The following is a 13,308-nucleotide window of genomic DNA, read 5'->3' as shown; positions in this document are numbered from 1 at the left end:
CAGAATGAAACTTTATATATTCTATTTATTTCAAATATAATACCATATATCGACAAAATAGTAAATATATCCGTGGATGAAAATGTCAAATTTAGTATTTTAATACATTAGTTACTTATTTTTCAATATTACGAATAATCTCTTCCCGTCGCTCTCCAAAGAGAAGATTTTTGTTGTATTCATAAAATTTAGCGCTTCCATTTGCGGCAATAAATGCAGCGCTGTAGTAATTTACGGATAATTCTGTTACAAATATAACCATTTCTTGTCCTTCACCAAAAGCTTTTTCCATAAAACCAAATGCATTCTCTAATTCAGCAGAGGTGGTTTGAATTTTACTTGCAAGAGTCTCTTTTTCAACAGCAAAAAGTTCTTTTACAATATCTCTTGCATCAATGGAATTCTCTTTGTTCGTCCTTAAGACCTCCTGGTAGTTCTTAAAGGAAGAAAGGCTTTTCAGCTTAATAGCCGCTTCTTTTCGGGTTATTAAGCCTTCTTGTTTTAATGCTTCCAGTTCCTTTTCATTCTTTTCAATCATCTCTTTTAATAAGATATCAGGTCTGGTTTCAATAAGAGTTACTTGGGACAGAAATTCCTTTAAAAATGAATAAAGTACTTCTGTGTACTTCTCCAAGGTCTGGGTTTCAGAGAAAGAGCGGCTCAATCTTCCAAGAAGCAGGGAAGTTAGGTTAAGTCTTTCATCAAATGGAGCTACTTTTAATTCTTCTATAAGCTTTGTTGAGTAACTGCCATGAACTATCTCTTCTATCTTATAGTCTTTTTTGTATTTGTTGTATAATTCATAATAATTTGAAAAGTCTTTTGCAATGTGATCATGCTGGATGTATTCATATACGAACTCGGCATCAATGGGCATGTGTAGTTCTTCGCATACGAGAAGCATCTCCGATAAATCTTCCCAGCCTCTTGCCGTAGCAAAGAAAATTCCGTCGGGGGTTGTTTCAAAACGATAGAAGTTTTCTCTGCGAATGTCCAGATAATGAAGAATACAGGGGTGGATTTCCTGTTTGTAAGCATATTCTTTGAAAACTTGAAAATCCGGTTCTATCTCTATCTTACGAACCCGGTCTAAGGTAACGGTATCAAATTCCCTGACGGATTTATTGTATTCCGGGGGATTTCCGGCAGCAATAATAATCCAGCCTTCCGGCACTTTCTGATTACCAAAGGTTTTATATTGTAAAAATTGGAGCATGGTGGGAGCAAGAGTTTCAGATACACAGTTTATTTCGTCAATAAATAAGATGCCCTGAGTAAGGCCTGTTCTCTCCTGTTTATCGTATACCGAAGCTATTATCTCACTCATGGAATAATCCGTCACAGAATATTCTTTCTTCCCGTAAGTTTTCTTTTCAATAAAAGGCAGACCCACTGCACTTTGTCTGGTATGGTGGGTTATTGTATAAGATACCAGTGCGATGCCGCATTCCGCCGCCACCTGTTCCATTATCTGTGTTTTTCCGATACCGGGAGGTCCCATCAGAAATATTGGACGCTGCCTGATTTCTGCTATTTTATAATTACCGTTCTCATCTTTGCTTAAATAAGCCTTCACGGTATTCATGATTTCTTCTTTCGCGCGCTTTATATTCATTCCAATTCTCCTTTGGTCATATTAAGGTCTTCTGGATTTAGTATCAGTTTCATTGCCCAGGGTGGCACATCTGCATCCGTGTAGTCTTCCTTCAGGAATACAAAGGCTGTGTCATAAGGCGGTCTCTTTCTTGGATAGATACCTTTGCCATCTGTAAAATACAAGAGTCCTTTTAGATGATGAAAGGCTTTCTCTTCCAGAAGCTTTCCCACATAAGCAAAAACCGGCCGAAAATCAGTTCCTCCTCCGCCTTTTAGCTGAAGCTGCTGCATGTATACCTCCAGCTCTTCCTCGCTGTGGATTACTTCATCGGATTGTATTGTTTCATCACACTGCAGAATATGTATATTTGTTCTTTTAAAGAAGCTCTCAGATTCTTTTAACACTTTGTAAGTTTGCATTAAAAATTCCTGAACTAATTCTCCTGAACAAGACATAGAGGTATCTACTGCAATGACAAAATCTTCAATTCGCTTACTTTCCCTTGATTCCTGATATTCTATTAAGGGCATATTACCATAGAGAGATAAACCATAGGTATAGAAGCTTAAGTCATAAGAATCCATATCCAGCACAGCTTCTTCTTTCATTATGGAGAATTTGCGTAAGAAGCTTCGATAGTCATGCTTTTTACGGTTTTCAACTTCTAACTGTTCGAGAAAACCTTCTACTTCTTCTGATACATCCTGTGCCTGGGTCTCCAGTTCAGTTTGTGTTTTTTCACTGATATCCTGCCATTTTTGCTCCGCAGAGTCGGGAAGGGGAACCTCCCTTTTCTCTTCCTCGGCCCAGAAGGAATGGTCATCTTTTCGGAATTCAAATTCAAGTTGTTCATATTCCTTATCGGACATATCCAAAGGCTCCAATAACTTGTAAATTGCCTGTGCGGTAGGAATTTTTATTTTTCCTTTTAGATTCTCGTAGAATATTCTTCGGTATCTGGTACCGGACATCCTGACACAATGATATCGGAAGGAATCGATGATATACTCCATTGCAATATCGCAGGAGATATCCCAAAGCCTTTTGTTATTTCCATATGGTCTGAAAGGATGTCTGTAAATACAATGTAGTATCTGATGCAGATAGGCTCGATTCACCCAGATTCTTCCTGCTTTATATTCCTCCAATAAAAGTGAGGGACTAAAGAAAAGGGTATTTCCGTCCGTACCCAATAATTGAATACCCTCCTTCTCTTCAAATCTAAGAGCGCTAAGAGCGAGGTTCAGATAACGCATATAAACACTTAATTCTGTTCTGGAAGAGATCAGAATGTCTGCTGTACTAATCTCCGTGTTATTGCCATCTGTTCCCATAGCACCACTCCTTTCATCTGCTTGTTATAATTCAAATCTGTCATGTTTCTTACTGGAAGCCTCCTCTTGAAGATTTAAGAGGATCCCAATGCATTCCGGCTGTTTATACTTTATTGCTTTCTTTATAGCATAATCCATCAAATCGTCTGTTAATATTCCATCTTTTCTTAGCGCGATAAACCCTTTGGCGTCATTATCCTGAAGGTAGCGTTTTATTGTAAGCTTTCCGTGCTTTTTTAGAAAGGAGATATATTTCAGTCTATAAACATCTGAAAGCTCATAAGGATGCCTTAAACGGCACAAAGCTATGGAAAGAGCGGTATCTTCTTCTGTCTGTATCTCAGGGGCTGAAAATAAAGCATCATATTCAGGGATATCAAGAATTCCAGCTTTAAGACACTGGCGGTAACGATAACCGGCTCCGTGGATTAAATAGTGAAATACACGAGCAGGGGTATTTTCGACGGACTCCTCAAAGTATTCAGGAAAGATAAATTCAGCTCTTCTTCCACCCTTTTCAAAAGAGACTACAAGTTCTCCCTGTAGTTCCCGCAAGAAGCCAAAGAGTCCTGTATTCGTCTCAGGAAGGGTTCGAAAATGAAGATTTTTTAGATTATCACAATTCATAAATGCACCATTTCCAAAATCTATCGTTCCATAGCCTAAATGAATAGTCTCCAATTCCGTACAATTGTAAAAAGCATATTCATCAATTCTGGAGATTCCATCCGGTAAAAAGATTTCCTTTACTTTCTTTCCATAGAGCAGTTCCATCGTTGTAAAAGGAGCATCTAAGCCCTGGTAATGGTATTCTTTTATATCTTCTTCATGATTTTTAACAGATAAAGACTCTGGCGAAGAAAAACTGTAGGGACCCACTTCTGTAACCGGAATATCATCTATTCTATCTGGGAGTTTTATATAACCGCTTGTTCCGGTACAGGATAATATGACTGCCTGATTGTCTTTTACATGGTATTTTATAGTTAGAGAGCCAAAGAGCTCATCATTCATTGGCACAGCCTCCTAGTATATCCTTATTCAGATGCCTATTATACTCCAAAAGTGGTTAAGTTTCTATACCAATATGACGAACTTTTATTATTGCAGGCTCCCTATTCTACTAAAAGTAAAGGAAAGAGATAAAAAAAACAGATCCCTTTATTGAATTAATAAAAGGATCTGTTGGATAAACAATTATAGAATATTACCACCATGAAAGCAACATTCATATACTTTTATGTCTCTGCAAAAAATCTCTTCAGTGCCTTGAAACCATGGGTAATCACCGCATATTGAGCAATGATAGGTATACTCTCCTTCTTTGTAAAGAGCAGGGCCGCGGAAAGGAAATTCCTTTGAAACAGCGGACAGGCATTTCTTGAGGAAATCTCCGGAAAATTCCTCATGTAATACTCTTCCTGAATAATTCATTGCCCATATTGGTTTGTTGTCTTTCCACACACCCTCTTCACCGGCAAACTGTTCGCTGCCCAAGTAAGAGTCGTAGTAGAGGTATTTCCCATCAACATATCTCAGATCATGGGAGGCTGGCCGTGTTGAAGCAGTTTCTGCTCCATATCCGGCATAAGTGGATTTCTTAGCTTTCAATAAAAAATCAATGAAATCAGATGGATTTTCTTTTTCTACCGGCAGAAATTCCAAGGAACAGTTATTCTCCTCCTCTTTCACCAAACGGTCTATACTGATATTGAAAACTTTGCTAAGTTGTATCAGATTACCGATATCTGGAATAGCTTTACCTGTTTCCCATTTTGCCACGGCTTGTCTAGATATGCCGATTTGTTCAGCCAGCTCTTCCTGTGATAGTTTCCTCTGGCTTCTTAATAACATTAATTTCTCTTGAAAGTTCATATGGTCCTCTTTTCTGATTTAGATATCCGATTCTTATAAATTAAGGATATCATATTGGAGGTAACAGAACCATCCATTGAACATGACCAATCTAGCAACTGGAGGTTGCAATTACAGATTTATTTGTTATAGGTTGATGTTTACCAGGCCTGTTTTTTTCTTATAATAGAAATAATAAATTAGAAATAGTATTGAAGTTACTGACCAAGTCATAGGATAGGAAAATATTACGGTTCGTACTTCATGCCATACCGGAACGGCAGTTAATATCCAGGTAATTCGTAGTACACATACACCAAAAAAGGTAAGTAAGAAAGGAACTACCGCCTGCCCCATTCCCCTTAAGGCTCCTGAAAGAATTTCAATCAGTACATAAGTGCAATAGGTTGGTACAAGGAAATGAAGGATTTTCAGTCCTTCTCTGATTACAGCCGGATCTTTGTTGAAGATACCCATAATGCTTGCTGCAAATATACTTATAGTTACACTTAAAAACAATGCGGAAGCCATGGCAAAGCCAAAGCAGACACGTATACCTTTCTGAACACGATCCTGCTTGCCGGCACCGTAATTCTGTCCGACAAAGGTAGTAACAGAAACTCCAAAAGAATTCATTATCATCCAGAAAATACCGTCAATCTTACCATAGGCTGTCCAAGCTGCCAGGACATTGATGTTAAAGCTGTTCATGCTGGATTGTATCAAAAGATTCGAAGTGGAATACATAAGTGATTGTGCTCCCCCGGGAAGTCCAATATGTATGATTCTATTCAAAATTTCTTTATGGAATCTTATCTTAGATAAATATAATTTATAGCAGTCATCGGATTTCATTAAGACCATACAAATCAAGCAGGCACTAAGTAATTGTGAAAGTACTGTTGCGGCAGCTGTTCCTCCTACACCCCAATGGAATACTACAACAAAGAGTAAGTCTAATATAATGTTAACGCCGCAACTGATTATAAGAAAATAAAGGGGGCGTTTAGAATCGCCGATTGCTCTTAATATGCCGGCACCCATATTGTATACTACATTGAATACCGTACCAAGAAAGTAAATACGTATAAAGGTAAGGGCATCCTGATAGATTTCCTTTGGTGTACCCATTAGTTTTAATGCGTAAGGAGAACCAAAGAAACCAATCAGCATAATGATTAACCCACCGGTTATGGCTAGTGCGATTGCTGTATGGACAGAGTCTTTTACTTCTTCTTTTTTCTTGCCGCCATAATACTGGGATATTATAACGGTAGCACCGGAGGATAAACCGATAAAAAAGCCAATTAATACATTGATAAGGGTACCGGTAGCACCGCCTACTGCGGATAAAGCTGCTTTTCCAACATACCTACCCACTACCACTGCATCGATCGTGTTATATAATTGCTGAAAAAAAGTTCCAAATAATAAAGGGAAGAAATATAGCAAAATCTGTTTCCATATTACTCCCTCTGTAATACTCATCTTTGAGTTATGTTCTATTTTCATTTGTCATCCTCTAATGTTTACCAAATCGGTCTGTATTTTTATGCCAATAAATAAGATTTTAACACTGAGGCTTTCTAAAATCAATCTTCTTTTCAATAAAAAAGTACATCCAAACTCTATTCCTAGTATGGTTTTATGCCATAAATGAATGGAGATGGATGTACAAGATAATTACTTATATGGTTTATTTCGAAATCTGGATGGTCTTTAAGAGGTAGTCAGTAACCTGATTAAGATCAGGTGTTGTTGTTTTACCCGGGTCTGATACCATAACTTTAATTAAGGTTTTATCAGTATAGATATCATAAATATTACGCTTTACAGTTAAACCCTGATAAGTATAGTCAAATGAAGTCAGATAACCTATTCCTAAATCAGTTGCATAGTTTGTAAGTGTAAAATTATTAACGGTAACATCCATTCCGGACTGAGCAAATTGGGAAACAATTGTATCCGCAGTGAACTCCTTGTAATAAGCGGCTAAGGTATCAGCATCACTAGGTGCAGCTAAATCAGCTAAGTAGAGCAAAATATATGGTGTCTGATCATCGGTTGATGAAGTCATCGTTTCGGGAGATAGAAAGATCTGTGTGAGACCGGATGCTGCACCCTCATATTTGTTCCAACTGCTCGGGAAAATGTAAGAAACATTTCCTGAAGTAACCCCTTGTGCTTTAAAAGGTGCGGCGTCAACAAGCGGATTGTTTGCCTTTTTCTCCTTAACAGTAACACTGCAGGTATAAGCTTTCTTGTTAACAGTTGCGGTAATAGTAGCTTTACCGGCTTTTTTAGCTGTTACAAGGCCTGTCTTACTTACTGTTGCAATTTTAGCATCACTTGATTTCCAGGTAGCTTTAACTTTTGTGCCTGTTACTTTTAAGACTTTCGTTTTACCAACCTCAAGGGTTAATTTCTTAGGTGAGATTGCAATAGTTGCTGCTGTAGCAGTTGAAGTGAAGAAACCCGGAAGGGCCAGTTGCACTGCCATTGAAAGTATTAATACGATGGAAAGCATTTTTGCTATTCTTTTTATCTGGTTCATTTTTAATCCTCCTCTTCTTTATACCAGTTCCCCTATTATACACTTGTTTTATAAATATTTCCATATAATTATGGCAAATATTTCACAATATGGTATACTATAAGTACTTTTCCAAGGATTTACGGAATCGTAAAGAAAATTATAGGACAGGAGTTATAAAATCTTATGGTAAAGAAATTAATTCAAAAGTATTTTTCTATCACACTGATACTAACTTTAACGTTTACTGCATTTTTACCCCCTTCTCAAAGGGTCTATGCAAGTGATACCACATCGGTAGCGACGATTGCGGTAAATGCAGAATCAAGTGCTGGTGCCGTTAAGCTTGCAGCGGATAAAGGCGCAAAGGCACTGACTGGTTTGTATGGTGCCGACAGTGTATCCTATGCATTAATTGACAACGGAAATATTATACAATCTGACAAATTCATAAAAAGTAATCATACGGCAGAAAGTACTTCTGCTGATATATATGGAATTGGCTCTATCAGTAAACTTTTTACTACAACAGCGGTTATGCAGCTTGTGGACCAGGGGAAAATCAATCTGGATACACCTGTAGTTACCTATATTCCGGAATTTACAATGGCGGATGAACGTTACAAAGATATTACGGTTCGTATGCTATTGAACCATTCCTCAGGACTAATGGGAAGTACCTTAGCCAATGTTCTGCTATTACAAGATACAGATAACCGTGCACATGATAATTTCCTTACGAATTTAAAAACTCAAAGGTTAAAGGCTGCTCCTGGAGCATATTCAGTCTATTGTAACGACGGCTTTACCCTGGCTGAGATTCTGGTAGAGAAAGTTACAGGAATGACATTTTCCCAGTACATAGAAAGTAAAATAGCTGCACCTCTAAACCTTAATAAAACGACAACCCCGGAAGACGATTTATCAAAAGAAGCCTTAGCCGGAACATATTCCTCCGTCTATCCGTCAGCTTTACCGATTGAGAACTTTCATGCGATAGGAGCAGGCGGTATCTATTCTTCTGCTGTTGACCTCTGCAATTTTGCAAAGTTGTTTATGTCTTCCGGAAATGATCAGACAGTACTGTCTTTAACTGCAGCAGGAGCAACGAAATATCCGGAATATAGCAGAGGATTTTGGCCAAGTGAAGGCAGTACCCTTTCCTATGGACTTGGCTGGGATACGGTAAATACATCTCCTTTTGATAGCTATGGAATCAAGGCTCTTACAAAAGGCGGCGATACTCTGCTCTACCATGGCAGCCTGATTGTTTTACCTGATGAGAATATGGCGGTGGCGGTTCTTTCTTCCGGCGGAGCCAGCACCTACGATCAGATTATGGGTCAGAATATATTACTGGCCGCATTAAAAGCCAAAGGGCGTATTAGTGAGATAAAACCATCCGTAACCTTTATTCCTCCTAAGAAGACAACAATTACAGAAGATTTAAAGCAGTATGAAGGTGTATACAGCAACGTCAGCGACATTGAGAAAATTACAATGAAAGATGATGGAGTGCTCTCTGTTTCAAGTCTGGTCACATCATCAACACAGATATATTATTATACAGGAAACGGTAGGTTCTACTATACTGATGGCAGCTATTATGTAACTTTTGAGAAAAATGCAAATGGTAATGTTTATCTTTATCATTCCGGTTATGTTAATATGCCGGGCCTTGGGCAAACAACGACTGCCGGTTACTTAGGAGAAAAGCTTTCTGATAATCAGCTCACTTCAAAATTAAATAAAATCTGGGAGAAAAGGTCAGATAAGAATTATTTCCTGCTAACGGAGAAATACAGTTCTGAAACCTATGCCTTTTCTGCACCATTCACAAAATTACAGATGTTTGACGAGCTAAAAGGATACTGGATGAATGCTGCCATTGTAGATGAAAATACGGCAAAGAGCACCTTAACGATTCCGGATAGTTCCGGAAGAGACTTAGCAGATTATACATTCTTTCAGGATGGTTCAACAGAATATATGAAAGTGAATGCCTTTGTTTATGTATCCTCTGATTATATAAAAGCACTTCCGGCTGTTAATCAAAAATATCGTATTGATACAAAGGGTTATGCTTCCTGGTATTCCATAGATTCTAAGACCGCTTCCAGAAAAGTATCAATTACAGTACCAAAGGATGCTGCTTATGCGTTATATAAGGAAGACGGAACTTGTCTTGCCTATTCATATATAAAGAAAGATAAGATTGTAACTCTTCCGAAAAAGGGATACTTAGTTTTGATTGGAAATGCCGGTTCTACCTTCCAGGTAAAGTTTGTAAAATAATTTAATCAGAATAATCTAATAAAATAAGCCCTGTCCCACTCTTTCAGTGATAGCGAAAGAGTGAAAGACAGGGCTTTTATGATTGGTTAATACCAACGGGCAAATAATAATTGAGGAGACTCATCCGTAACCGGTGTTGTACTTACTATGGGGGTAGCATCTGATTTGGATGCATCATCCCATATGTACCAACCTTTAAAGGTAAATCCTGTCTTCACAGGTGTAGGTAAGGTACCGAATGTTTTACCGCAGGTAACCTCTTTCTCATAGGTTTCACCGTTAAAAGCAATAAATTTTATTGTCAGCACCCGTTCAGTCCATCTGGCATAAAGTTTCTTAGGCGGGTTATCTTTGTATACTGTACTGGAAATTATTTTAGAACCTTTTGATTTATCGGTATACCATCCGCTAAACACATAATTTGCTCTTGTGGGTATTGGCAGCAGACCGAGATACTTGGTTCCATATCTTACTGTAACGCTAGACGACAAAAGAGTTCCGCCGTTTGCATCTAAAGCAAGTGTAAAATCCTTACCGTTCCATTGGGCATAAAGGGTATGGTTTTTGGCTATTCGTACCAGTTTATCGGCATTTATCATTGTCCCTCCTGAGGGGAAGGTAAACCATCCTCGGAAGACATAATTCACTTTTGTGGGTACAGGTAAAGTACCATATTTTTGCCCAAGAGTGGCTGTAATCTGGGTTGTGCCAACGGTTCCTCCTTGGGGGTCAAAAGTAACGGTTTCTTGGGTATTAGCTGTATTTGTTGCAGCTAATATTTTCGATGTATTACCACTAATACCAATTATAAGTGATAAACAAAGGCATAATACCAAGAGACGTTTTGTTAATTTATTTTTCATCATTTGCATGTTATCTCCATTTATAAAGCCAGACGATTGCTGTCCATTATAGTTCAGTGCATAATTCTAAAGCTCTTTTATAAAGCGGATCAAATTCGCAGCCACAACTGCCGCATTCCTTATCCGCCTGACGTATAGCTGTAATAAGCTCTTCTTTGTTTGCTTTTCCTTCCAGCCATGCCTTGGAAGGAGCATCAATAACGTCCCATCCTGAAGCGGCAAATTTATTTAAAATAGATTCGAACTCTTCCTGCCTATCCTTTTCCATATTCCATATCTCCTTTTCATTCTTATTTGTGGTTTGACCTAAATAATATCTTAAGGTATATAATACTATCACGTTTCAGCTAAAAGCCTCAGTCTATTGATAATCTATATTATAGACTTCTTACCAGTTTTCGTCAAATAGTGAAATGTATCTAAATTATAATTGCAGGGTAATCTGGCAGATAAATGGCTGCTATGATATAATACTTACACATACTTATATTTTCGGAAAAATGTTGCTAACAGTTTTAGAGATTTTAACGTTAACAAAGCAGATGCAGTTGAATTCAGAGTTTTTGCTGCAGAAGGGAATGAATATGGAGAGTTTAGAGTTAAATCGCTGCAGCTGGGCAAATCGCAGCAAGGAAGAAATGGAATACCACGATAAGGAGTGGGGGCGTCCGGAATTTGATGACCTCAGGCTCTTTGCCATGCTTAATCTGGAAGGTCAGCAGGCTGGTTTGAGCTGGACAACCATTCTTAGGAAAAGGGAGAACTTTTATAAAGCATATGACAACTTTGACCCGGCTGTTATTATTCATTATGATAACCGGAAAATAGAAGAACTCCTCCAAGATCCGGGTATTATAAGAAACAGGTTAAAGATCAAAGCTGTCATATCAAATGCTGCTGCCTATTTTGATGTCATTAATCAATATGGTTCATTTCATGATTTTCTTTGGCGTTATGTTGACAATACACCAATAAAAAATCATTGGGAAAGCTTAAGTGAAGTCCCGGCGAGTACTCCTTTATCGGATACTATTAGTAAGGATATGAAGAAATTAGGCTTTAAGTTTGTAGGAACCACAATAATCTATGCGTATATGCAATCTATTGGTATGGTAAATGACCATTTATGTGATTGCCCTTTACATGAAGTTTAAATTGTTTTGATAATTAAGAGTTCCATTGATTAATAAGAGTATCAAACATTTCAGCGCAGGCTAAAGTATCTTCTAAGGGAATGAGAGGGCTTTCATATTTGTTTTCACGGAAGAGCTCGCAGATATGCTGGATTTCATAAATAAATCCGTCCTCAAAGTCCTGTGAAAAACTTTCTACAAGCTGATTGTTATTATCATATCTTTCACATTTGTGGGAACCAAGAAAATCATAGATTACAACTCTTCCCTCTGTTCCATAAACAAATGCATCCTGAGAAACACTTGCATTTAAGCCACAAGATAATGAAGCTAAGGCACCACTTTCAAAGCCTAAATTCATAACAGAAAAGTCATCTACACCGGTAGCACATTTATGGGCGATTCCCTGAACGGTTACCGGATTTTCACCTAAGATACCTGTTGCAAATTCCAAAGGATATACACCTGCATCATATAAAGCACCGCCAGCTAAATCAGGATTGAATAAACGATGTTCCTTTTCAAAGGGAAAATGAAAACAGAAGGATGCCTGAACCAGTTGAGGTTTGCCAACTAACCCGTTAACAACCCATTCTTTTGCCTTTTGAAAGGTGGGGATACATCTAGTCCACATAGCTTCCATTAAAAGAACTTTTTTCTCCCTGGCAAGGTTAATAAGCTCCATAGCATCTTGCTTTGTTGTTACAAAGGGTTTTTCACAAAGGACTGCTTTTCCATTTAAGATACATTGTTTTACAATCTCATAATGGAAATTATGGGTTAGTGCAACATAGATAATATCGATTTCGTCGTCTTCAATCAACATCTTATAATTATCATAGGCTTTAGCAGCTCCATACTTTTTTGCAAATTCTTGTGATCTTTTCATTTCTCTTGAAGCTACTGCGGTTAATACGGTATCTTCTGCTTTATTTAAAACTGATGCAAATCGGTTTGCAATAGAACCTAAACCGATGATTCCAAAATGTATTGACATAATGATCGTCTCCTATTCCTTTAATTGATATTGTTATTTTTCTGTAATGGTTTTATTTTACTAAAACGATTATGAAAAGTCGATGGAATATTTCATATATAGCATGGCTTAAAATATCAAAAAATGTGCATCGGTTGACAAACTGCGGATTTTCAATTAAAGTTATATACAATTCAATTTGATAGGAGGTATTTTTATGGATGAAATATTTAAGCGCAGAAGTATTCGCAAATTTACAGATGAAAAAGTGGATGATGATAAAATAGAAAAGCTGCTGCGTGCAGCTATGCAGGCTCCTTCCGCTGCAAATCAGCAGCCTTGGGAGTTTATAGTGGTGAAAGAAAAGACCACACTAAAAGCACTCTCAGAAGTCTCTCTTTATGCAAAACCGACAGAAGGCTCCAGCGCCGCAATCCTACTGCTTGCAGACAGCCAAAATCTGAAGGTGCCTACTGCCTGGGAACAGGATTTGGGGGCCGCCACCCAAAATATATTGCTTGAGGCTGTACATCTGAATCTTGGAGCTGTCTGGATGGGCATTGCCACCTCAGAAACAGCAGCTGAGAATATAGTAAAGCTCTTTGGGCTGCCAGAGAATATAAAGCCCTTTGCACTAATAGCAGTCGGATACCCTGCAGAGCAAAAAAATGAATTTGTAGACCGTTATAAACCTGAAAGAATACATTATGAAAAATGGTGATA

The 13,308-nt window shown here is 37.9% G+C and carries 12 protein-coding genes; 3 read left to right on the top strand and 9 right to left on the bottom strand.

The features are described from left to right. Nucleotides 1-115 precede the first annotated feature (115 nt). The 6 genes from bsdcttw_RS13080 to bsdcttw_RS13055 all read right to left on the bottom strand — a co-directional run bounded on the left by bsdcttw_RS13080 (nucleotide 116) and on the right by bsdcttw_RS13055 (nucleotide 7,339). Entirely contained in the window at nucleotides 116-1,615 is a 1,500-nt protein-coding gene (locus bsdcttw_RS13080; protein ID WP_185255311.1) for an ATP-binding protein, read from the bottom strand. Further along, a complete protein-coding gene (locus tag bsdcttw_RS13075) occupies nucleotides 1,612-2,931 on the bottom strand; it encodes a vWA domain-containing protein (RefSeq protein WP_185255310.1) in 1,320 nt (439 codons plus the stop codon). The genes bsdcttw_RS13080 and bsdcttw_RS13075 overlap by 4 nt, the downstream gene beginning before the upstream one ends. Nucleotides 2,932-2,955: 24 nt before the next feature. Further along, on the bottom strand, nucleotides 2,956-3,945 hold the full coding sequence (locus tag bsdcttw_RS13070; RefSeq protein ID WP_185255309.1) for a leucine-rich repeat protein: 990 nt from the start codon (nucleotides 3,943-3,945) through the stop codon (nucleotides 2,956-2,958). A gap of 183 nt (nucleotides 3,946-4,128) precedes the next feature. After that, entirely contained in the window at nucleotides 4,129-4,806 is a 678-nt protein-coding gene (locus tag bsdcttw_RS13065; protein WP_185255308.1) for a DUF5680 domain-containing protein, read from the bottom strand. Nucleotides 4,807-4,932: 126 nt separating this feature from the next. Continuing rightward, nucleotides 4,933-6,297: an MATE family efflux transporter gene (locus bsdcttw_RS13060; protein WP_185255307.1), complete on the bottom strand. Its 1,365-nt coding sequence runs from the start codon at nucleotides 6,295-6,297 to the stop codon at nucleotides 4,933-4,935. A 184-nt stretch (nucleotides 6,298-6,481) separates the two neighbouring features. After that, nucleotides 6,482-7,339 carry an Ig-like domain-containing protein gene (locus tag bsdcttw_RS13055; RefSeq protein ID WP_185255306.1) on the bottom strand — a complete coding sequence of 286 codons (858 nt, stop codon included), beginning with the start codon at nucleotides 7,337-7,339 and terminating at the stop codon, nucleotides 6,482-6,484. A 165-nt stretch (nucleotides 7,340-7,504) separates the two neighbouring features. On the opposite strand from bsdcttw_RS13055, the gene bsdcttw_RS13050 reads away from it, so the two are divergent. After that, complete coding sequence (locus bsdcttw_RS13050) at nucleotides 7,505-9,613, top strand: serine hydrolase domain-containing protein (protein WP_185255305.1); 2,109 nt, start codon at nucleotides 7,505-7,507, stop codon at nucleotides 9,611-9,613. A gap of 86 nt (nucleotides 9,614-9,699) precedes the next feature. Here the strand turns inward: bsdcttw_RS13050 and bsdcttw_RS13045 are convergent, their stop codons facing one another. Together bsdcttw_RS13045 and bsdcttw_RS13040 are read right to left on the bottom strand one after the other, a co-directional pair. After that, nucleotides 9,700-10,479, bottom strand: a complete 780-nt coding sequence (locus bsdcttw_RS13045; protein ID WP_185255304.1) for an InlB B-repeat-containing protein — start codon at nucleotides 10,477-10,479, stop codon at nucleotides 9,700-9,702. A gap of 43 nt (nucleotides 10,480-10,522) precedes the next feature. Continuing rightward, nucleotides 10,523-10,744, bottom strand: a complete 222-nt coding sequence (locus bsdcttw_RS13040) for a hypothetical protein (RefSeq protein WP_185255303.1) — start codon at nucleotides 10,742-10,744, stop codon at nucleotides 10,523-10,525. A gap of 316 nt (nucleotides 10,745-11,060) precedes the next feature. Between bsdcttw_RS13040 and bsdcttw_RS13035 the strand changes: the two genes are divergently transcribed. Continuing rightward, on the top strand, nucleotides 11,061-11,630 hold the full coding sequence (locus tag bsdcttw_RS13035) for a DNA-3-methyladenine glycosylase I (protein ID WP_225903649.1): 570 nt from the start codon (nucleotides 11,061-11,063) through the stop codon (nucleotides 11,628-11,630). Between the two features lie 13 nt (nucleotides 11,631-11,643). On the opposite strand, the gene bsdcttw_RS13030 is transcribed toward bsdcttw_RS13035, so the two are convergent. Then, on the bottom strand, nucleotides 11,644-12,606 hold the full coding sequence (locus tag bsdcttw_RS13030; RefSeq protein ID WP_185255302.1) for a Gfo/Idh/MocA family protein: 963 nt from the start codon (nucleotides 12,604-12,606) through the stop codon (nucleotides 11,644-11,646). A 196-nt stretch (nucleotides 12,607-12,802) separates the two neighbouring features. Between bsdcttw_RS13030 and bsdcttw_RS13025 the strand changes: the two genes are divergently transcribed. Next, nucleotides 12,803-13,306 carry a nitroreductase family protein gene (locus bsdcttw_RS13025; protein WP_185255301.1) on the top strand — a complete coding sequence of 168 codons (504 nt, stop codon included), beginning with the start codon at nucleotides 12,803-12,805 and terminating at the stop codon, nucleotides 13,304-13,306. Nucleotides 13,307-13,308: the final 2 nt, after the last annotated feature.

Source organism: Anaerocolumna chitinilytica, from assembly GCF_014218355.1.
Lineage (GTDB): Bacteria > Bacillota > Clostridia > Lachnospirales > Lachnospiraceae > Anaerocolumna > Anaerocolumna chitinilytica.
This window is presented reverse-complemented; position numbering and strand designations above follow the sequence as displayed.